26 protein-coding genes and 1 other annotated feature (1 of these 27 cut by a window edge) are annotated in these 21,637 nt (G+C 40.9%); all 26 genes read right to left on the bottom strand.

Translation table 11 applies throughout. The features are described from left to right. Positions 1-16 precede the first annotated feature (16 nt). Entirely contained in the window at positions 17-415 is a 399-nt protein-coding gene (rpsH, locus tag M014_RS0119305) for a 30S ribosomal protein S8 (RefSeq protein WP_000245511.1), read from the bottom strand. Positions 416-444: 29 nt separating this feature from the next. Further along, positions 445-630, bottom strand: a complete 186-nt coding sequence (rpsN, locus tag M014_RS0119300; protein ID WP_001085700.1) for a 30S ribosomal protein S14 — start codon at positions 628-630, stop codon at positions 445-447. A 33-nt stretch (positions 631-663) separates the two neighbouring features. After that, positions 664-1,203 carry a 50S ribosomal protein L5 gene (rplE, locus tag M014_RS0119295; RefSeq protein WP_017150134.1) on the bottom strand — a complete coding sequence of 180 codons (540 nt, stop codon included), beginning with the start codon at positions 1,201-1,203 and terminating at the stop codon, positions 664-666. A gap of 26 nt (positions 1,204-1,229) precedes the next feature. Continuing rightward, positions 1,230-1,541: a 50S ribosomal protein L24 gene (gene rplX / locus M014_RS0119290; protein ID WP_026593170.1), complete on the bottom strand. Its 312-nt coding sequence runs from the start codon at positions 1,539-1,541 to the stop codon at positions 1,230-1,232. A gap of 38 nt (positions 1,542-1,579) precedes the next feature. Continuing rightward, positions 1,580-1,948 (bottom strand): 50S ribosomal protein L14, encoded by a 369-nt coding sequence (rplN, locus tag M014_RS0119285; RefSeq protein WP_011983254.1) that lies wholly within the window; start codon positions 1,946-1,948, stop codon positions 1,580-1,582. Positions 1,949-1,991: 43 nt separating this feature from the next. After that, on the bottom strand, positions 1,992-2,255 hold the full coding sequence (gene rpsQ, locus M014_RS0119280) for a 30S ribosomal protein S17 (RefSeq protein WP_011983253.1): 264 nt from the start codon (positions 2,253-2,255) through the stop codon (positions 1,992-1,994). A gap of 20 nt (positions 2,256-2,275) precedes the next feature. After that, positions 2,276-2,476 carry a 50S ribosomal protein L29 gene (gene rpmC, locus M014_RS0119275; protein WP_000855718.1) on the bottom strand — a complete coding sequence of 67 codons (201 nt, stop codon included), beginning with the start codon at positions 2,474-2,476 and terminating at the stop codon, positions 2,276-2,278. Then, positions 2,466-2,900, bottom strand: a complete 435-nt coding sequence (rplP, locus tag M014_RS0119270; protein WP_026593169.1) for a 50S ribosomal protein L16 — start codon at positions 2,898-2,900, stop codon at positions 2,466-2,468. The genes rpmC and rplP overlap by 11 nt, the downstream gene beginning before the upstream one ends. Before the next feature lies 1 nt (position 2,901). After that, the gene (rpsC, locus tag M014_RS0119265; RefSeq protein WP_017150132.1) at positions 2,902-3,561 is read right to left on the bottom strand and encodes a 30S ribosomal protein S3; all 660 of its coding nucleotides are present in this window, start codon (positions 3,559-3,561) and stop codon (positions 2,902-2,904) included. 3 nt (positions 3,562-3,564) lie between these two features. Next, positions 3,565-3,906 (bottom strand): 50S ribosomal protein L22, encoded by a 342-nt coding sequence (gene rplV, locus M014_RS0119260; RefSeq protein WP_011983250.1) that lies wholly within the window; start codon positions 3,904-3,906, stop codon positions 3,565-3,567. Between the two features lie 17 nt (positions 3,907-3,923). Further along, positions 3,924-4,202 carry a 30S ribosomal protein S19 gene (gene rpsS / locus M014_RS0119255; RefSeq protein ID WP_017150130.1) on the bottom strand — a complete coding sequence of 93 codons (279 nt, stop codon included), beginning with the start codon at positions 4,200-4,202 and terminating at the stop codon, positions 3,924-3,926. Positions 4,203-4,262: 60 nt separating this feature from the next. Beyond that, positions 4,263-5,093 carry a 50S ribosomal protein L2 gene (gene rplB, locus M014_RS0119250; protein ID WP_026593168.1) on the bottom strand — a complete coding sequence of 277 codons (831 nt, stop codon included), beginning with the start codon at positions 5,091-5,093 and terminating at the stop codon, positions 4,263-4,265. A gap of 28 nt (positions 5,094-5,121) precedes the next feature. Further along, positions 5,122-5,412 carry a 50S ribosomal protein L23 gene (gene rplW, locus M014_RS0119245; protein ID WP_026593167.1) on the bottom strand — a complete coding sequence of 97 codons (291 nt, stop codon included), beginning with the start codon at positions 5,410-5,412 and terminating at the stop codon, positions 5,122-5,124. Continuing rightward, positions 5,412-6,035, bottom strand: coding sequence for a 50S ribosomal protein L4 (gene rplD / locus M014_RS0119240; RefSeq protein WP_026593166.1), 624 nt, complete (start codon positions 6,033-6,035; stop codon positions 5,412-5,414). Before rplD ends, rplW begins: the two co-directional genes overlap by 1 nt. A gap of 25 nt (positions 6,036-6,060) precedes the next feature. Continuing rightward, the gene (gene rplC, locus M014_RS0119235; RefSeq protein WP_026593165.1) at positions 6,061-6,693 is read right to left on the bottom strand and encodes a 50S ribosomal protein L3; all 633 of its coding nucleotides are present in this window, start codon (positions 6,691-6,693) and stop codon (positions 6,061-6,063) included. Between the two features lie 34 nt (positions 6,694-6,727). Then, complete coding sequence (gene rpsJ, locus M014_RS0119230) at positions 6,728-7,036, bottom strand: 30S ribosomal protein S10 (protein WP_001040596.1); 309 nt, start codon at positions 7,034-7,036, stop codon at positions 6,728-6,730. 399 nt (positions 7,037-7,435) lie between these two features. Continuing rightward, positions 7,436-8,626: an elongation factor Tu gene (gene tuf / locus M014_RS0119225; protein WP_026593164.1), complete on the bottom strand. Its 1,191-nt coding sequence runs from the start codon at positions 8,624-8,626 to the stop codon at positions 7,436-7,438. Between the two features lie 117 nt (positions 8,627-8,743). Further along, the gene (gene fusA / locus M014_RS0119220; protein ID WP_026593163.1) at positions 8,744-10,822 is read right to left on the bottom strand and encodes an elongation factor G; all 2,079 of its coding nucleotides are present in this window, start codon (positions 10,820-10,822) and stop codon (positions 8,744-8,746) included. Positions 10,823-11,029: 207 nt separating this feature from the next. After that, the gene (gene rpsG / locus M014_RS0119210) at positions 11,030-11,500 is read right to left on the bottom strand and encodes a 30S ribosomal protein S7 (RefSeq protein ID WP_001137493.1); all 471 of its coding nucleotides are present in this window, start codon (positions 11,498-11,500) and stop codon (positions 11,030-11,032) included. A gap of 29 nt (positions 11,501-11,529) precedes the next feature. Further along, positions 11,530-11,952, bottom strand: a complete 423-nt coding sequence (rpsL, locus tag M014_RS0119205) for a 30S ribosomal protein S12 (protein WP_001142341.1) — start codon at positions 11,950-11,952, stop codon at positions 11,530-11,532. A 115-nt stretch (positions 11,953-12,067) separates the two neighbouring features. After that, entirely contained in the window at positions 12,068-12,316 is a 249-nt protein-coding gene (locus M014_RS0119200; RefSeq protein ID WP_026593162.1) for a ribosomal L7Ae/L30e/S12e/Gadd45 family protein, read from the bottom strand. Between the two features lie 113 nt (positions 12,317-12,429). Then, complete coding sequence (gene rpoC, locus M014_RS0119195; RefSeq protein ID WP_026593161.1) at positions 12,430-16,041, bottom strand: DNA-directed RNA polymerase subunit beta'; 3,612 nt, start codon at positions 16,039-16,041, stop codon at positions 12,430-12,432. Positions 16,042-16,078: 37 nt separating this feature from the next. Beyond that, complete coding sequence (rpoB, locus tag M014_RS0119190; protein ID WP_026593160.1) at positions 16,079-19,612, bottom strand: DNA-directed RNA polymerase subunit beta; 3,534 nt, start codon at positions 19,610-19,612, stop codon at positions 16,079-16,081. Positions 19,613-19,902: 290 nt separating this feature from the next. Continuing rightward, on the bottom strand, positions 19,903-20,502 hold the full coding sequence (locus tag M014_RS0119185) for a class I SAM-dependent methyltransferase (protein WP_026593159.1): 600 nt from the start codon (positions 20,500-20,502) through the stop codon (positions 19,903-19,905). Positions 20,503-20,577: 75 nt separating this feature from the next. Further along, positions 20,578-20,937, bottom strand: coding sequence for a 50S ribosomal protein L7/L12 (rplL, locus tag M014_RS0119180; protein WP_006093113.1), 360 nt, complete (start codon positions 20,935-20,937; stop codon positions 20,578-20,580). Positions 20,938-21,004: 67 nt separating this feature from the next. Next, positions 21,005-21,505 carry a 50S ribosomal protein L10 gene (rplJ, locus tag M014_RS0119175; RefSeq protein ID WP_026593158.1) on the bottom strand — a complete coding sequence of 167 codons (501 nt, stop codon included), beginning with the start codon at positions 21,503-21,505 and terminating at the stop codon, positions 21,005-21,007. 39 nt (positions 21,506-21,544) lie between these two features. Further along, positions 21,545-21,637: a sequence feature (ribosomal protein L10 leader region), on the bottom strand (it continues 51 nt past the right edge of the window).

The following is a 21,637-nucleotide window of genomic DNA, read 5'->3' as shown; positions in this document are numbered from 1 at the left end:
TTCGTTTCAATATTAATTACCAAACGTATGCTACTACTTCTCCACCTGTTTGTAACTGACGAGCGTCTTTGTCCGTCATTACTCCCTTAGATGTAGAAACAAGAGCGATACCTAATCCGTTAAGTACACGTGGTACTTCGTCAGCTTTAGCGTAAACGCGTAAGCCAGGCTTACTGATACGTTTTAATCCAGTGATTACACGTTCATTGTTTGCACCATATTTCAGGAAAATACGAAGGATACCTTGTTTGTTATCCTCGATGTATTCTACATCACGAATGAAACCTTCACGTTTTAAAAGTTCAGCGATCTCTTTTTTGATTTTAGAAGCAGGAACCTCTAATTTCTCATGACGTACCATGTTCGCATTACGGATGCGAGTAAGCATATCTGCAATTGGATCTGTCATCACCATGTGTTTTACCTCCTTCCCATTTGTGGGTTTTACCAACTAGCTTTTTTAACACCAGGAATTTGACCTTTATATGCAAGTTCACGGAAACAAATACGGCAAAGTTTAAATTTGCGGTATACAGAATGCGGACGACCGCAGCGCTCGCAACGTGTATACTCTTGTACTTTAAACTTAGGAGTACGCTTTTGTTTCGCAATCATAGATTTTTTAGCCACGTTTTCGCCTCCTCTACTTAGCGTTGGCTTCCATTATTTTTGGAATGGCATACCGAATTGTGTTAAAAGTTCACGAGCTTCTTCGTCAGTGTTCGCTGTAGTAACGATTACGATGTCCATACCGCGGACTTTGCTTACTTTATCATAATCGATCTCAGGGAAAATAAGTTGCTCTTTAACACCTAATGTATAGTTACCACGACCATCGAAAGATTTCTTAGATACACCACGGAAATCACGTACACGTGGTAAAGAAACAGATACTAATTTGTCGAAGAACTCATACATTTGCTCACCGCGTAAAGTAACTTTCGCTCCGATTGGCATACCTTCACGTAGACGGAAACCAGCGATAGATTTCTTAGCACGAGTGATTACAGGCTTTTGACCTGCGATTTGAGTTAATTCTTCTACAGCATTGTCTAATGCTTTAGAGTTTGCTACCGCATCACCAACACCAGTGTTGATAACGATCTTTTCGATCTTCGGTACTTGCATTACAGATTTATAGTTAAACTTGCTCATTAGAGCAGGAGTAATTTCCTTTTGGAACTTCTCTTTAAGGCGATTCAATGAAGTGACCTCCTTTCTTAAGAAAATTATTTATCTAATAATTCACCAGATTTTTTTGCAATACGAACTTTTTTACCATCTTCCACTTTGTAACCTACACGAGTAGGTTCACCTGTTTTCGGATCTAATGGCATAACATTAGACACGTGAATAGGTGCTTCTTTCGTGATGATTCCACCTTGTGGATTTAATTGAGATGGCTTAGAGTGCTTCTTAACGATGTTAACACCCTCAACGATAACACGGTTTTGCTTTGGGAAAGCAACAAGGATAACACCTTGTTTTCCTTTGTCTTTACCAGTGATTACCTGTACTTTATCACCTTTTTTTACATGCATCTTAATTCTGCACCTCCTTAGCAAGGCAATACCTCAAATTATAGAACTTCTGGAGCTAAAGAAACGATCTTCATGAAGTTGCTATCACGTAGTTCACGAGCTACTGGTCCGAAGATACGAGTACCGCGTGGGCTCTTGTCATCTTTAATGATAACAGCTGCGTTTTCATCAAAACGGATGTAAGAACCATCTGGACGACGAGCACCGCTCTTCGTACGTACTACTACTGCTTTAACAACGTCACCTTTTTTAACAACGCCACCTGGTGTTGCTTGTTTTACCGTAGCAACGATAATATCACCGATGTTAGCATATTTACGACCAGAGCCGCCTAATACCTTAATTGTTAAAAGTTCACGTGCACCAGAGTTGTCAGCAACTTTCAAACGAGATTCTTGTTGGATCATGTTATGAAACCTCCCTTCGGACTTAAAATTCCGATTCGTCTATTTAGATAATAACCGCTTCTTCAACGATTTCAACTAAACGGAAACGCTTAGTAGCAGAAAGCGGGCGAGTTTCCATGATTTTAACGATATCGCCAACTTTTGCTTGGTTTTGCTCATCATGGGCTTTGTACTTCTTAGAATACTTAACGCGCTTTCCGTACAAGGAATGAGTTTTGTAAGTTTCAACTAAAACTGTAATCGTTTTGTCCATTTTGTCAGATACAACACGACCAGTATAAACTTTGCGTTGGTTACGTTCGCTCACTTTGCAAACCTCCCCTCAATTTATCGATTAATTCCGATCTCTCTTTCACGAACTACAGTTTTCATACGAGCGATCGCTTTACGCACTTCACGGATGCGTGTTGGATTCTCTAATTGTCCTGTAGCAAGTTGGAAGCGAAGGTTAAACAACTCTTCCTTTAACGCTTTAACTTTTGTTTCGATTTCGGCAGTGGTTAATTCACGAATATCATTAGTTTTCATTAGATTCACCACCATTTTCTTCACGTTTTACGAATTTACATTTCACTGGTAATTTGTGAGCTGCAAGACGTAATGCTTCGCGTGCTACCTCTTCAGATACACCCGCGATTTCAAACATAATTTTCCCAGGTTTTACTACTGCTACCCAGCCTTCTGGTGCCCCTTTACCGGAACCCATACGTACTTCAAGAGGTTTTGCAGTGTAAGGTTTAGAAGGGAAAATTTTAATCCAAACTTTACCGCCACGTTTCATGTAACGAGTCATTGCACGACGAGCAGCTTCGATTTGACGGTTAGTGATCCATGAAGCATCTTGTGCTTGAAGACCGAACTCACCAAATGCGATTTCCGTACCACCTTTAGCACGACCACGCATTTTACCACGATGCTCTCTACGATATTTTACGCGTTTTGGCATTAACATATTATTTTCCTCCTTCCTCAGAAGCTTTCTTTTTTGTAGGAAGGACTTCTCCACGGTAGATCCATACTTTTACGCCTAATTTACCGTATGTTGTATCAGCTTCAGCTGTTGCATAGTCAATATCAGCGCGAAGTGTATGAAGTGGAACAGTTCCTTCACTGTAAGATTCTGCACGAGCGATATCTGCTCCGCCAAGACGACCAGAAACCTGTGTTTTAATACCTTTAGCACCTGCGCGCATAGCACGTTGAATAACTTGCTTTTGTGCACGACGGAAAGATACACGGTTTTCTAATTGACGAGCGATATTTTCCGCTACTAATTTAGCGTCAAGATCAGCTCTCTTAACTTCTAAGATGTTGATGTGTACACGCTTGCCTGTTAATTGGTTAAGAGCTTTACGAAGTGCTTCAACTTCAGTACCACCTTTACCAATTACCATACCAGGTTTTGCAGTGTGAATTGTAACATTTACACGATTTGCTGCACGCTCGATTTCTACTTTAGAAACAGAAGAATCTTTTAAGCGAGCTGCGATGTATTCACGAATTTTGATGTCTTCATGAAGAAGTGTAGCGTAATCTTTCTCAGCGAACCAGCGAGATTCCCAATCACGAATAACACCGACACGAAGACCGACTGGATTAACCTTTTGACCCATCGATTATCCCTCCTTCTTTTCTGATACCACAACTGTGATGTGGCTTGTGCGTTTGTTAATTTGGCTTGCACGACCCATTGCACGTGGACGGAAACGTTTTAACGTTGGACCTTCGTCAACGAAAACTTTTTCAACAACTAAGTTGTTTACATCCATTTCGTAGTTATGCTCTGCGTTTGCGATTGCAGATTTTAAAACTTTCTCTACAACTGGAGAAGCAGTTTTTGGTGTGTGGTTAAGGATAGCGATCGCTTCACCCACTTGCTTGCCTCGGATTAAGTCTACTACTAAACGAACTTTACGAGGAGCAATACGAACTGTTCTCGCTACTGCTTTAGCTTGCATTGAAGTGCCTCCTCTCATTATCTTCTAGTTTTCTTATCGTCAGCATCATGACCTTTGTACGTACGAGTTGGTGCGAATTCACCTAACTTGTGGCCAACCATGTCCTCAGTGATGTATACAGGTACGTGTTTGCGACCGTCATATACAGCGATTGTGTGACCAATGAACTGAGGGAAGATTGTTGAACGACGAGACCAAGTTTTAACAACTTGCTTTTGCTCAGTTTCGTTTAACTTTGCAACTTTATTCATTAAGTGATCATCAACAAATGGTCCTTTTTTTAAGCTACGAGCCATTGTGGTGCCTCCCTTCGTGATTGCCGTACGGTTCCAAAAGTGAACCGTACTACAACCCCATTATTTTTTACGACGACGAACGATGAATTTATCAGACGCTTTATTTTTCTTACGAGTCTTGAATCCAAGAGTTGGTTTACCCCATGGAGACATTGGAGACTTACGTCCGATTGGAGAGCGACCTTCACCACCACCGTGTGGGTGATCAACTGGGTTCATTACAGAACCACGAACAGTTGGGCGCTTACCTAACCAGCGAGAGCGACCTGCTTTACCGATTTTGATAAGTTCATGTGATTCGTTACCTACTTGACCTACAGTAGCACGACAAGCAGATAATACTAGGCGTACTTCACCAGAAGTTAAACGTACAAGAACGTATTTACCTTCTTTACCAAGTACTTGTGCAGATGTACCAGCAGAACGAACTAATTGTCCACCACGGCCTGGTTTAAGCTCGATGTTATGAACAACAGTACCTACTGGAATGTTGATTAATGGTAATGCGTTACCGATTTTAATGTCAGCATCAGCGCCAGACATAATTTCCATACCTACTTCTAAGTTTTTAGGAGCAAGAATGTAACGTTTTTCACCGTCAACGTAGTTAATTAATGCGATATTCGCAGAGCGGTTTGGATCGTATTCGATCGTAGCAACGCGTCCTGGAATTCCATCTTTGTTACGCTTAAAGTCGATGATACGGTATTGACGCTTATGTCCGCCACCTTGGTGACGTACAGTAATTTTACCTTGGTTATTACGACCAGCCTTTTTGCTTAAAGGAGCAAGTAAAGACTTTTCCGGTCTGTCAGTCGTGATTTCAGCGAAATCATTCGTAGTCATGTTACGACGACCGTTAGTAGTTGGATTATACTTTTTAATTGCCATCTCAATTTCCCTCCTTCTTTAGTAAGAATTAAACACCTTGGAAGATTTCGATTTCTTTGCTGTCAGCAGTTAGCTTAACGATTGCTTTACGACGACGGCTAGTAAAACCAGCGTGACGACCAACGCGTTTTGCTTTCGGCTTGTAGTTCATGATGTTCACTTTTTCTACTTTAACACCAAAGATCGCTTCTACAGCATCTTTAACTTCTGTTTTATTAGATTTAACGTCCACATCGAACGTGTATTTTTTTTCAGCCATCATTTCCATAGAACGTTCAGTGATAACTGGGCGCTTAATGATATCACGAGGATCTCTCATTATGCAAGCACCTCCTCTACTTTTTCCACTGCCGCTTTTGTCATGATTAGCTTATCATGATGAAGCACGTCTAAAACGTTTACGCCATCAGCAGTGATTACTGTTACCCCAGGAATGTTGCGAGCAGATAACTCTACAGCTTCGTTTGCATCAGCAGTTACGATAAGAGCTTTCTTCTCTACAGCTAATCCTTTAAGTACTGCTACCATGTCTTTTGTTTTCGGTGCATTTAACACTAGGTCTTCAAGAACTACAATGTTGTTCTCAACTACTTTAGTAGCTAATGCAGATTTGATTGCTAAGCGACGAACTTTCTTAGGAAGTTTGTAAGCATAGCTTCTTGGTGTAGGTCCGAATACCGTACCACCACCGCGCCATTGAGGAGAGCGGATAGAACCTTGACGAGCACGTCCAGTTCCTTTTTGACGCCATGGTTTACGACCACCACCACGTACTTCAGAGCGAGTTTTTACTTTGTGTGTACCTTGACGTAAAGATGCACGTTGCATCATTACAGCTTCGAAAAGTACAGCTTCATTTGGTTCGATACCGAAAATAGCTTCTGCTAATTCGATTTCACCAACCTGTGAACCAGTTTGGTTATATACAGTAACTTTTGGCATTGGAATTCCTCCTTCCTATTGTGAATTATTTACTAGCCTTCACAGCGCCTTGAACAACTACAAGAGATTTCTTAGCACCTGGAACGTTACCTTTAACTAATAATAAGTTGCGTTCAACGTCAACTTGAACGATTTCTAAGTTTTGAACCGTAACTTGGTCTCCACCCATACGTCCAGCAAGTTTTTTGCCTTTGAATACACGGTTCGGAGCAACTGGGCCCATTGAACCTGGACGACGGTGATAACGAGAACCGTGAGACATTGGTCCGCGAGATTGTCCGTGGCGTTTAATAGCACCTTGGAAACCTTTACCTTTAGAAATTCCTGTTACGTCTACGATTTCACCTGTAGTGAAAACTTCAACTTTTACCTCTTGACCAACCTCTAATCCGTCCACGTCTGCATCGCGGATTTCGCGAATGAAGCGCTTAGGAGCAGTAGATGCTTTAGCAACGTGACCTTGTTCAGGTTTGTTAGCTAATTTTTCACGTTTGTCGTCGAATCCTAACTGAATTGCGTTATAGCCATCAGTTTCAGTTGTTTTCTTTTGAAGAACAACGTTTGGAGTCGCAGCGATTACTGTTACAGGAATTAGCTCACCGTTTTCAGCAAATACTTGAGTCATACCGATCTTTCTTCCTAAGATTCCTTTGGTCATGAGTTACACCTCCTACATTTTTAAGTTATATAAATTATAGTTTGATTTCGATATCTACACCAGATGGTAAGTCTAAACGCATTAATGAGTCTACTGTTTGTGGAGTAGGGCTCACGATGTCAATTAGACGTTTGTGCGTGCGCATTTCGAATTGCTCACGAGAATCTTTGTACTTATGAACAGCACGAAGAATTGTGTAAACAGTTTTTTCAGTTGGTAATGGGATCGGACCAGAAACTGTTGCCCCAGAACGCTTAGCTGTTTCTACAATTTTCTCAGCTGACTGATCAAGAATACGGTGATCGTAAGCTTTTAAACGGATACGAATTTTTTCTTTTGCCATTATTTTCCCTCCTTCGTTCGCCTATTTCTAAAATAGACCTTCTCCATGGAAATTTCCTCACACCATGCCATGGCAAAGCGGCCGGGTGTGTCAGCAACCTTCCACTTCATCGCAGTCAAAGACCAACATTGTCTATTATACAATGTTATTCGTCTAGATGCAAGCATATTTTTGTTTGCATCTGCTTTTCTCTACTTTTGCTATTATACATGGCACTTTAAAGAATTTCAAGTTTTCATCTGCGGTAAATACTTTTACAGTTTTTGGATTCTTTATTTTCTAATTTATATACTATAGAAGAAACTCGTCAAAAACTAGAAAACACTCTTTCTTCTATTATAAATAATATAAAAAAACCCAAGGGAGAATCCCTCGGGTTTTTTCGAATCTATTTAAAGATTACTCAGCGATGATTGTAGCAACTACACCAGCACCTACAGTACGTCCGCCTTCACGGATAGAGAACTTAGTTCCCTCTTCAACTGCGATTGGAGCGATAAGTTCAACAGTCATTTCGATGTTGTCGCCAGGCATTACCATTTCAGTACCTTCTGGTAATTGGATGATTCCAGTTACGTCAGTTGTACGGAAGTAGAATTGTGGACGGTAGTTAGCGAAGAATGGAGTGTGACGTCCACCTTCTTCTTTAGATAAAACGTAAACTTCAGCTTTGAATTTAGCGTGAGCTTTTACAGAGCCAGTTTTAGCAAGAACTTGTCCACGTTGGATTTCTTCACGAGCAACCCCACGAAGTAGAGCACCGATGTTGTCACCAGCTTGAGCTTGGTCAAGAAGCTTACGGAACATTTCGACACCAGTTACAGTTGTAGAAGCGTTCTCTTCAGCAAGACCGATGATTTCTACTACGTCACCAACTTTAACTACTCCACGCTCTACACGACCAGTAGCAACTGTACCACGACCTGTGATAGAGAATACGTCCTCGATAGGCATTAAGAATGGTTTGTCAGTGTCACGTTCTGGAGTTGGGATGTAAGCATCAACTTCAGCCATTAACTCAACGATTTTAGCTTCCCACTCAGCTTCTCCTTCAAGAGCTTTAAGAGCAGAACCTTTAACTACAGGGATATCATCGCCTGGGAAGTCGTATTCAGATAATAGATCGCGAACTTCCATTTCTACTAATTCTAATAATTCTTCGTCGTCTACCATGTCGCATTTGTTTAAGAATACAACGATGTAAGGTACACCTACTTGACGAGAAAGAAGGATGTGCTCACGAGTTTGTGGCATTGGACCATCAGCAGCAGATACTACTAAGATACCGCCGTCCATTTGAGCAGCACCAGTGATCATGTTTTTAACATAGTCAGCGTGACCTGGGCAGTCAACGTGTGCATAGTGACGAGTTTCAGTTTCGTACTCAACGTGTGCAGTTGAGATTGTGATACCGCGCTCTCTTTCTTCTGGAGCAGCATCGATTTGATCGTATCCGCGTGCTTCAGCACCACCAGCTTTTGCAAGAACTGTAGTGATCGCAGCAGTTAATGTAGTTTTACCATGGTCAACGTGGCCGATTGTACCGATGTTAACATGGGGTTTAGAACGTTCGAATTTAGCTTTAGCCATTCTAAATTCCTCCTTAGTTTATATAGGTTATTTTATATTTAGACTAGAAAGTGAAACTTACGTCCCACTTTCTAAGCTTACATAAGTAGTTATACTTGAACAATCGATAAAAATCAATTATTCACCTTTATTTTTTTTGATAATTTCTTCTGAAACAGACTTTGGCACTTCTTCATAATGGTCAAATACCATTGAGAATGTTCCACGTCCTTGAGTGTTAGAACGTAATGACGTTGCATAACCGAACATTTCAGAAAGTGGAACCATAGCGCGAACAACTTGTGCGTTACCGCGAGCTTCCATACCTTCTACACGTCCACGACGAGATGTTACGTCACCCATGATGTCTCCCATGTACTCTTCAGGAATTACAACTTCAACTTTCATCATTGGCTCAAGAATTACTGGGCTACATTTAGAAACCGCAGCTTTAAGTGCCATAGATGCAGCGATTTTGAACGCCATCTCAGAGGAGTCAACATCATGGTAAGATCCGTCAACTAATGCAGCTTTAATGTCTACTAGTGGATATCCAGCAAGTACACCATTTTTAAGTGCATCTTCAAGACCTGCTCCTACAGCTGGGATGTATTCACGTGGAACAACACCACCGACGATCTTGTTTTCGAATTCGAATCCTTTACCTTCTTCGTTAGGTTCAAACTCAATCCAAACGTGACCGAATTGTCCACGACCACCAGATTGACGAGCGAACTTACCTTCAACTTTCGCAGCAGCGCGGAAAGTTTCACGGTATGCTACCTGAGGAGCACCAACGTTTGCTTCAACTTTGAATTCACGGCGCATACGGTCAACGATGATATCAAGGTGAAGTTCACCCATACCAGCGATGATTGTTTGGCCAGTTTCTTGGTCAGTGTGAGCACGGAATGTTGGATCTTCTTCAGAAAGCTTAGCTAATGCTGTACCCATTTTATCTTGGTCAGCTTTAGATTTTGGTTCGATAGCTACAGAGATAACTGGCTCTGGGAATTCCATAGACTCAAGGATAACAAGGCTCTTCTCGTCACAAAGAGTATCACCAGTAGTAGTATCCTTTAAACCTACAGCAGCAGCGATGTCACCAGCGTAAACTGTTGAGATCTCTTCACGGCTGTTAGCGTGCATTTGTAGGATACGACCTACACGCTCACGCTTACCTTTAGTTGAGTTTTTCACGTATGATCCAGAGTTTAACACACCAGAGTACACACGGAAGAACGTTAACTTACCAACATAAGGGTCAGTCATGATTTTGAATGCTAGAGCTGCGAATGGTTCTTCATCGCTAGACTTACGTTCTACTTCTTCATCTGTATCCGGAAGAATACCTTTAATAGCAGGTACATCTAATGGAGATGGTAAGTAGTCAATAACTGCGTCTAACAGAATTTGAACACCTTTGTTTTTGAATGCAGAACCACAGATTACTGGGAAGAATTCTACAGAAGTTGTAGCCTTACGGATACCAGCTTTAAGCTCTTCTACAGTGATTTCTTCACCTTCTAGGTACTTCATCATCATTTCTTCATCAAGCTCAGCTACCGCTTCAATAAGTCTTCCGCGGTATTCTTCAGCTAATTCTTTGTGCTCTTCAGGAATTTCAACACGTTGAATGTCTGTTCCTAAATCGTTACCGTACATGTAAGCACACTCTTCAACAAGGTCAATGATACCATTGAACTCGTCTTCAGCACCGATTGGTAACTGAATTGGATGTGCGTTTGCTTGTAAACGATCATGGATTGTTCCTACAGAGTATAAGAAATCAGCACCGATTTTATCCATTTTGTTAACGAATACGATACGAGGTACGCCGTAAGTAGTAGCCTGACGCCAAACAGTTTCTGTTTGTGGTTCTACACCAGATTGTGCATCAAGTACTGCTACTGCGCCATCAAGTACGCGTAAAGAACGTTCTACTTCTACTGTGAAGTCTACGTGTCCTGGAGTGTCAATGATGTTTACACGGTGACCTTTCCATTGAGCTGTAGTTGCAGCAGAAGTAATTGTGATACCACGCTCTTGCTCTTGCTCCATCCAGTCCATCTGAGATGCACCTTCGTGAGTTTCACCGATTTTATGAATACGACCTGTGTAGTACAGGATACGTTCAGTTGCTGTTGTTTTACCAGCATCGATGTGAGCCATGATACCAATATTACGAGTGTTTTCTAAAGAGAACTCTCTTCCCATTTGGTGTCTTGCTCCTTCCATATATGGATTGGATTTTTTATTTTAAGTAGCAAAAAAAGCCACTTTATTTTGTTACACATGTCAGTATGTCCAGTGCTCTCATTATGTAAAACGAGCGCCATTGAAAGGGAGAGGCATTCTCCCTCTCCACACTTCCATAAGCGACAAATAAAGCGGTCTATGCTTACATTTATTTTACGTTGAATCCTACCAACGGTAATGAGCAAATGCTTTGTTAGCTTCTGCCATTTTATGAGTGTCTTCACGTTTCTTAACAGATGCACCAGCGTTGTTAGCTGCATCTAAGATTTCGTTAGCAAGACGCTCTTCCATAGTTTTTTCACCACGAAGACGAGCGTAGTTTACTAACCAACGAAGACCTAAAGTTGTACGGCGTTCTGGACGAACCTCAACTGGAACTTGGTAGTTAGCACCACCAACACGACGAGCGCGTACTTCAAGAACAGGCATAATGTTCTTAAGAGCTTGCTCGAATACTTCCATTGGCTCTTTACCAGTACGTTCACTAACGATATCGAACGCATTATAAAGAATTGTTTGAGATTTACCTTTTTTACCGTCAACCATCATTTTGTTGATTAGGCGTGTTACTAGTTTAGAATTGTACATTGGATCTGGTAACACATCACGTTTCGCAACAGGTCCTTTACGAGGCATATTGAGTTCCTCCTTTCATTGTAAATTTATTATTTTTTAGCAGGTTTTGGTCTCTTAGTACCATATTTAGAACGTCCTTGCATACGTTTGTCAACACCAGCTGTGTCAAGCGCACCACGAACGATGTGGTAACGTACCCCCGGTAAATCCTTTACACGACCACCGCGAATTAATACTACGCTATGCTCTTGTAGGTTATGACCGATACCTGGGATGTAAGCAGTAACCTCGATACCGTTTGTTAAACGTACACGAGCGTATTTACGTAACGCTGAGTTCGGTTTCTTTGGAGTCATTGTACCAACACGAGTACATACACCACGTTTTTGAGGTGCAGAGATATCAGTTGATTTTTTCTTTAAAGAGTTGAAACCTTTGTTTAACGCAGGTGATTTAGATTTCCATACTTTATCAGTACGACCATTTCTCACTAATTGGTTAATAGTAGGCATTTGATTTATCCTCCCTTCGCATGTTTGTATGACCACATATCCAGGTGGTTCATTATTAGTTGAAAACAAAGTTTTTGCAAGGGAGAGCAAATGCTCTCTCCTCACAAAAACAGTTTTAACTTATTATTCCTATTGCTGAAGCTCCCACTTGAATCCCCGAAGCTTTACCAAGCTTACGAACCGATTCAACTTTGGTTATGGGCACGTTATGTTGCAGTGCAGTACGAGCGATAACATGGGTTAAACGCATGTCAGCATCTTCTGCAATAACAACTTCTTTAACTGTACCATTTTTAATTGCTTCCAATGTTCGTTTATGACCAACGATTACATTTTCCGCATTTGATACTTTTTGATAAGACATATACATATCCTCCAAAGCATCGTTCAGGAGCAACCTTGCTTATAGTAACATTTTGACTCATACAATGTCAACTAGGATTATCTGTTTTTATACAAAATTTACGACGGAAAATTTTACTGTTCCACGTAAACTTCATCGTTTTCTACATTCATGTCTTCTTGTGTTGTTTTAACAAGATCCACTTTACGATAACGATTCATACCAGTTCCAGCTGGAACAAGTTTACCGATAATAACATTCTCTTTCAATCCTAGAAGTTCATCGCGTTTGCCTTTAATTGCTGCATCTGTTAGAACGCGAGTTGTTTCTTGGAACGACGCTGCAGATAAGAATGAATCTGTTTCAAGTGATGCTTTTGTAATACCAAGAAGTACTGGTCGTGCTGTAGCTGGCTGTTTACCTTCTAACAACACTTTTGCATTCGCATCAGTAAACTGGTGGATATCCAGTAATGTTCCTGGTAATACATCTGTTTCACCCGCATCGATGACACGGACTTTACGAAGCATTTGGCGAACCATTACCTCTACGTGCTTGTCACCAATTTCTACCCCTTGCATACGGTATACTTTTTGAACTTCACGTAACAAGTATTCTTGAACTGCTGTAATGTCCGTTACTTTTAGTAATTCTTTCGGATCAATAGAACCTTCTGTTAACTCTTTTCCGTGACCAATTTGTTGTCCTAGGACTACTTTTAGACGAGCACCATAAGGAATTGCATATGTGCGAGCTTCAACCTCACCCTGTACAACTACCTCTTGACGATCTTTAACATCGTTAATCGCCGCGATAACACCGTCGATTTCACTGATAACTGCCTGACCTTTCGGATTACGAGCTTCGAAGATCTCTTGGATACGAGGTAAACCTTGTGTGATATCATCTCCGGCAACCCCACCTGTATGGAACGTACGCATCGTTAACTGTGTACCTGGCTCACCGATAGATTGAGCTGCGATAATACCTACCGCCTCTCCTACTTCTACGTCTGTACCAGTTGCTAAGTTACGACCGTAACACTTCTTACATACACCGTGGCGAGTATTACACGTAAACGCTGAACGAATGTTTACAGTTTCAACACCCGAATTTTCAACGATATGAGCGATATCTTCAGTAATTAATTGGTTTTCACCAACTAATACTTCACCTGTTTCAGGATGTTTTACAGTTTTTCTTGCAAAACGTCCAACAAGACGATCATATAGTGACTCAATAACTTCATTACCCTCTTTAATCGCACCGATTAATAAACCACGATCTGTTCCACAATCATCTTCACGAACGATTACATCTTGTGCAACGTCTACAAGACGACGTGTTAAGTAACCAGAATCGGCAGTTTTAAGTGCTGTATCAGCAAGACCTTTACGCGCACCATGCGTAGAGATGAAGTACTCAAGTACTGTTAAACCTTCACGGAAACTTGATTTGATCGGAAGCTCAATGATACGACCAGATGGATTGGCCATCAGACCACGCATACCAGCAAGCTGAGTAAAGTTCGATGCGTTACCACGGGCACCGGAATCACTCATCATGAAGATTGGGTTGCGTTTATTCAAGGATTTCATCAGCTTTCCTTGGATAACATCTTTCGCATTACTCCAAATAGAGATAACGCGATCGTAACGTTCTTCTTCCGTGATTAAACCGCGACGGAATTGTTTAATTACTTTATCTACTTTTGCTTGTGCTTCGTGGAGAATTTCATCTTTTTCGCCTAATACAAGAATGTCTGATACCCCAACTGTAATACCAGCTTTTGTAGAGTATTTAAATCCTAAGTTTTTCATACGGTCAAGCATACGAGATGTTTCCGTAATGTGGAAACGTTTGAACACTTCCGCAATAATATTACCAAGGATTTTCTTACTAAATGGCGCCACTTCTTCGCGACTAGCAATAATCTCTTTAATGTTCGCACCTTTTTCAACGAAATACTCCGCTGGAGTTTCTTTTTCAAGGTTTGAGTTTGTTGGTTCATTAATATAAGGGAACGACTCTGGTAAGATTTCGTTAAATATTAATTTACCAACTGTTGTTAATAGAAGCTTACCTTTTTGCTCTTCAGTAAATGTTACGTTATTTACTGAACTTGCAGCAACTGCAACACGTGTGTGCAGATGTACATATCCATTTTGGTATGCAAGTATTGCTTCGTTTGCATCTTTGAAGACCATACCTTCACCGATTGCACCCTCACGCTCAAGTGTTAAGTAGTAGTTACCTAATACCATATCCTGAGATGGAGTAACAACTGGTTTTCCGTCTTTTGGATTCAAGATGTTTTGTGCCGCTAACATAAGAAGACGAGCTTCCGCTTGTGCTTCTGATGATAACGGAACGTGAACCGCCATTTGGTCACCGTCAAAGTCCGCGTTGTATGCAGTACATACAAGTGGGTGAAGACGGATTGCGCGACCTTCTACTAGTGTAGGTTCAAACGCCTGGATACCAAGACGGTGAAGTGTTGGTGCGCGGTTTAGAAGTACTGGATGCTCTTTGATCACAGATTCTAAAACGTCCCAAACTTCAGGTTGTACACGCTCGATTTTACGTTTAGCACTCTTAATGTTGTGTGCTAATCCTTTTTCCACTAAATCTTTCATAACGAAAGGTTTGAACAATTCAAGTGCCATCTCTTTCGGTAATCCACATTGATACATTTTTAAGTTCGGTCCTACAACGATAACGGAACGACCAGAGTAATCAACGCGTTTACCTAATAAGTTTTGACGGAAACGTCCTTGTTTACCTTTTAGCATGTGAGATAGTGATTTTAATGGACGGTTACCCGGACCAGTAACTGGACGGCCACGACGACCATTATCGATTAATGCGTCTACAGCTTCTTGTAACATACGTTTTTCGTTTTGAACGATGATGCTTGGTGCACCTAAGTCCAATAGACGTTTTAAACGGTTGTTACGGTTAATTACACGACGGTATAAGTCATTTAAGTCAGAAGTTGCAAAACGTCCACCATCTAACTGTACCATTGGGCGTAGTTCTGGTGGGATAACCGGCAGAACATCTAAGATCATCCAAGAAGGTTCATTGCCAGAGTTACGGAATGCTTCTAATACTTCTAGACGTTTAATAGCACGAGTACGACGTTGTCCTTGTGCTGTTTTTAATTCTTCTTTTAAGAAGTCTACTTCTTTATCCAAATCGATGTCTTGTAATAGCTTCTTAATCGCTTCTGCACCCATAGCAGCTTGGAATGTGCTGCCATATCGATCACGATATGCACGGTATTCTTTTTCAGAAAGCAATTGCTTCTTATCAAGTGGTGTATCTCCACTTTCTGTTACAACATAAGAAGCGAAATAAATTACTTCTTCAAGCGCGCGAGGGGACATGTCTAAGACAAGTCCCATGCGGCTCGGGATACCTTTGAAATACCAAATATGAGACACAGGAGCAGCCAATTCAATATGACCCATACGTTCACGACGTACTTTCGCACGCGTTACTTCAACGCCACATCGATCACAAACTACACCTTTATAACGTACACGCTTATATTTTCCGCAATGACATTCCCAGTCCTTTTGTGGTCCGAAAATACGCTCACAGAACAAGCCGTCTTTTTCTGGCTTTAACGTACGATAGTTAATTGTTTCTGGTTTCTTAACTTCACCGTATGACCAAGAACGAATCTTGTCAGGTGAAGCAAGTCCAATCTTCATATATTCAAAGTTATTTACATCTATCAAGGGGCCTACCTCCCTTTTAGTCTACAGGTTATCCCAATTATTCCTTAGTTGTCTCAACTTCGATATTCAATTTGTCTGCTGATTGATGATCATCATCATCTTCCGTATCACGCATTTCAATTTCTGTATCGTCGCTAGACATCATTTTAACGTCCATACCTAAACTTTGCAGTTCTTTAATCAATACTTTGAATGATTCTGGAACGCCTGGTTCTGGAACATTTTCACCTTTAACAATTGCTTCATATGTCTTAACGCGGCCGACAACATCATCAGACTTCACTGTTAAGATTTCTTGAAGAGTATAAGCAGCACCGTAAGCTTCAAGTGCCCAAACCTCCATCTCACCGAAACGCTGTCCACCGAACTGAGCTTTACCTCCAAGAGGTTGCTGCGTTACAAGTGAGTATGGTCCAGTAGAACGAGCATGAAGTTTATCGTCAACCATGTGCGCAAGTTTGATCATATACATGACACCAACAGATACGCGGTTGTCGAATGGTTCACCAGTACGTCCGTCATACAGGATTGTTTTCGCGTCATTTGCCATACCAGCTTCTTCGATTGTACCCCATACATCTTCCTCACGAGCACCATCGAATACTGGTGTTGCAACGTGGATACCAAGGTATCTTGCTGCCATACCAAGATGAAGCTCTAATACCTGACCGATATTCATACGAGATGGTACCCCTAATGGGTTCAACATGATATCGATTGGTGTACCGTCTGGTAAATATGGCATATCTTCTTCCGGTAAAATACGGGAGATAACACCTTTGTTACCGTGACGGCCGGCCATCTTGTCACCTTCAGAAATCTTACGTTTTTGAACGATATATGCACGTACAAGTTGGTTTACACCTGGTGGCAATTCATCGCCATCTTCACGGTTAAATACTTTTACGTCTAAGATAATACCGCCACCACCGTGTGGTACACGAAGTGATGTATCACGTACTTCACGTGCTTTCTCACCGAAGATTGCATGTAATAAACGTTCCTCTGCTGTTAATTCTGTTACACCTTTTGGTGTTACTTTACCAACAAGTAGATCTCCGTCTTTTACTTCAGCACCGATGCGAATAATACCACGTTCGTCAAGGTTGCGAAGCGCATCTTCCCCAACGTTCGGGATATCACGTGTAATTTCTTCTGGTCCAAGCTTCGTATCACGAGCTTCTGATTCATATTCTTCAATATGGATCGAAGTGTACACATCGTCTTTTACAAGGCGCTCACTCATAATGATCGCATCCTCGTAGTTATAACCGTCCCATGTCATGAAGCCAACAAGCACGTTACGTCCAAGTGCTAGTTCACCTTTTTCCATAGAAGGACCATCCGCAAGGATTTCACCTTTTACAACTTGATCGCCAACACTTACGATTGGACGTTGGTTATAGCAAGTTCCTTGGTTAGAACGAATGAATTTCAACATTTTGTAGCGATCTAAGTCGCCTTTTACTTTTTGACCGTCAACTTCTACATAACGGCGTACCCAAACTTCACGTGCTTCTACGCGTTCAACAACACCTGGGTGTTTACAGATTACTGCAGCACCTGAGTCTTTTGCTGATACGTACTCCATACCTGTACCTACAATCGGAGATTCCGGATTCATTAACGGAACCGCCTGACGTTGCATGTTCGCACCCATAAGTGCACGGTTGGAGTCATCGTTTTCTAAGAACGGAATACAAGCTGTCGCTGCCGACACTACTTGTTTTGGAGATACATCCATGTAGTCGATGCGTTCTCTATTTGTGACAATGTTTTCACCACGGAAACGAGCTACGATATCTTCATCAAGGAATTCCCCTTCTTCAGATAATTTCATATTCGCTTGGGCTACAACATAGTTATCTTCTTCGTCTGCTGTTAAGTAATCAACATGACCCGTTACACGACCAGTTTCCGGATCAACACGACGGTATGGAGTTTCAATGAAACCAAACTCATTTACTTTCGCGAATGAAGATAATGAGTTGATCAAACCGATGTTTGGTCCCTCTGGTGTTTCAATTGGACACATACGACCATAGTGAGAGTAGTGAACGTCACGTACTTCAAAGCCTGCACGCTCACGTGTTAAACCACCAGGTCCTAATGCTGATAGTCTTCGTTTGTGCGTTAACTCTGCTAATGGGTTTGTTTGGTCCATGAACTGAGATAACTGAGAACTTCCGAAGAACTCTTTAATAGATGCAATAACTGGACGAATGTTAATTAACGCCTGCGGTGTAATTGCATTTGTATCTTGAATCGACATTCTCTCACGAACAACACGTTCCATACGAGAAAGACCGATACGGAATTGGTTTTGTAATAACTCCCCTACAGAACGCAGACGACGATTTCCTAAATGGTCAATATCATCTGTATCTCCTACTTTGTATAGTAGGTTAAAGAAGTAGCTAATAGAAGCAAGGATATCACCTGGTGTGATATGTTTTACGTCACGAGTGATATTTGCATTCCCAATTACGTTGATAGAACGTTCACCATCTGACTCTGGAGCATAAATCTTAATAGATTGCAGCTCAACATCGCCTTCTACCACTCCACCCATTGGTTTCGCTGTTTTGAATCCAATGTTTTTCTCTAAGTAAGGTAAAATGCGATCTAATGTACGACGATCTAAGATTGTTCCTTCAGCCGCTAAAATTTCACCAGTTTCTGGATCCACTAATGTTTCAGCTAAACGTTGGTTAAACAATCTATTTTTAATGTGTAACTTTTTGTTGATCTTGTAGCGGCCTACATTTGCTAAATCGTAGCGCTTTGGATCAAAGAAGCGAGAAACAAGCAAGCTTTTCGCATTTTCTACTGTCGGTGGTTCACCTGGACGTAGACGCTCATAAATTTCAAGCAATGCTTTTTCTGTGCTATCTGTGTTGTCTTTTTCTAGCGTATTGCTTAAGTATTCGTTATCACCTAAAAGCTCGGTGATTTCTTGATCAGAGCCAAACCCTAATGCGCGTAACAAAACAGTTACAGGAAGTTTACGCGTACGGTCAATACGTACATATACAACATCCTTAGCATCTGTTTCATACTCTAACCAAGCTCCGCGGTTTGGAATTACAGTAGCAGTAAAACCACGTTTTCCGTTTTTATCCACTTTGCCACTATAGTATACGCTTGGAGAGCGAACTAACTGGGAAACGATAACACGTTCTGCACCGTTAATTACGAATGTTCCTGTCTCTGTCATGAGTGGGAAATCTCCCATGAACACATCCTGTTCTTTTACTTCACCAGTTTCCTTATTGATTAGACGAACTTTCACACGAAGTGGTGCTGCATACGTCACATCACGCTCTTTACACTCTTCTACAGAGTATTTAGGTTCACCTAAGCTGTAGTCGATAAATTCAAGCGATAGATTTCCCGTAAAGTCTTCAATCGGAGAAATGTCTTGGAACATTTCTCGCAAACCCTCATCAAGAAACCACTGATAAGAAGAGGTTTGAATTTCGATAAGATTTGGTAACTCTAATACTTCACTAATACGGGCATAACTTCTTCGTTGGCGGTGGCGTCCGTATTGAACTAGTTGACCTGTCAACTGCTTCACCCCTCAAATCATGAGTATTATAAATGCACAAAAAAATTTGTGCAAAATCACAAATAAATACAGCTAACGCCATTAGCGTAGCTTTTTCTCTCAAAGATAGATACGTTGAGTCTTTCTACCTGCTCAAAAAAGAAAAATGGCTTCTATAAGAAAACCATCATTCTGTTTCATAATCTGCTGATTTTACTATCTTTTCCAAGAGAAACAAAAATATACATTTTTCTCAACGCAGAAAATCATATATTGGCATTGTATAATGTTAACATAGCCAAAAATAACCGTCAACGTTTTTTTGATTTTATGATATAATATCCTTTTTTCTTTTCTACAACCTCAACTTCAGAAAATGATTCTTCTAGTTTTTTTAGCGCAGATGGTGCTCCTTGTTTCTTTTGAATAACGATCCACAGCTCCCCACCTGGTACTAGATGATCCACAGCTTTTTCTAAAATTTCATGCACGATATGCTTACCAGCACGAATCGGAGGATTAGATAGAATAGCAGCATACTGTCCGTTCACATTTTCATAGACGCTACTTTGGAAAATATAAACATTTTCAATTTTGTTATTAGCGGCGTTTTCTTCCGCAAGCCCAAGCGCCCTTTCATTCACATCCACCATATGAACGTTACGACCTTGCCACTCTTTCGCTAATGATAAACCGATTGGACCGTATCCACACCCAACATCCAACACATCACCTTGAACATCTGGCATTTGAAACGCTTCAATTAAAAGACGAGAACCAAAGTCTACCTCGTTTTTCGAAAACACCCCATGGTCAGATAAAAAAACAAATCGAGATCCTCGCAATGTATATTCCCATCGTTTACGATCACTTTTGCTCGAAGGGTCGTTAGAAAAATAATGGTCTGCCATATGGCCACCTCTTTTCTTTACAGTTAAAAAAAAAGCCCGCATAAGAGCGAGCTTTTTTTAAGCTTCAAAAGTTAATTACTTAACTTCTACAGCAGCGCCAACTTCTTCAAGTTTAGCTTTCATTTCTTCAGCTTCTTCTTTAGAAGCGCCTTCTTTGATTGCTTTTGGAGTGTTGTCAACTAATTCTTTAGCTTCTTTTAAGCCAAGACCAGTGATTTCACGAACAACTTTGATAACTTTGATTTTTTGAGCTCCAGCACTTTCAAGTACTACGTCAAATTCAGTTTTCTCAGCAGCAGCTTCACCAGCGCCACCAACAACAGCTACAGGAGCAGCAGCAGTTACGCCGAATTCTTCCTCGATAGCTTTTACTAAGTCGTTAAGTTCTAATACAGTCATAGATTTAACTGCTTCAATGATTTGTTCTTTAGTCATTGTAAATATCCTCCCTTAAATAGGTTTGTATTGTTTTATCGATAACACGTAATTATCTTTTAAAAAATTAAGCGCCTTGCTCTTCCTTTTGATCTGCAACTGCTTTAGTAGCAAGTGCAAGGTTACGGATTGGAGCTTGAAGAACGCTAAGAAGCATAGAAAGTAAGCCTTCACGTGATGGAAGAGTAGCGATAGCTTTAACCTCATCAAGTGATACAAGTTTACCTTCGATTACGCCCGCTTTAATTTCTAAAGCTTCATGATCTTTAGCGAAGTCGTTTAATACTTTTGCAGGAGCAACTACATCCTCGTTACTGAACGCGATTGCGTTTGGTCCTGTTAAGAATTCGTTTAACTCAGCCATTTCAACAGATTCTGCAGCACGACGAGTTAAAGAGTTTTTGTAAACTTTGAACTCAACGCCAGCTTCACGTAAGTTTTTACGTAATTCAGTTGCTTCAGCTACTGTTAAACCACGGTAGTCAACAACGATTGTAGATTTACTTTCGCGAAGTTTATCAGCGATTTCAGTTACAACTTGTTGTTTAGTTTCGATTGCTTTGCTCATGTTATTACACCTCCTGTAGATTATATAGAAGATGTACCGAAAGTGCACTAAAAACCTCCATGCCCAGTTGTAGACATGGAGGCATATAGTCACAGAAAAAAATTCCGTTTCGTATATTAACACCTAGGTAGG

Source organism: Bacillus sp. UNC437CL72CviS29, assembly GCF_000482345.1.
GTDB classification, from domain to species: Bacteria; Bacillota; Bacilli; order Bacillales; family Bacillaceae_G; genus Bacillus_A; species Bacillus_A arachidis.
This window is presented reverse-complemented; position numbering and strand designations above follow the sequence as displayed.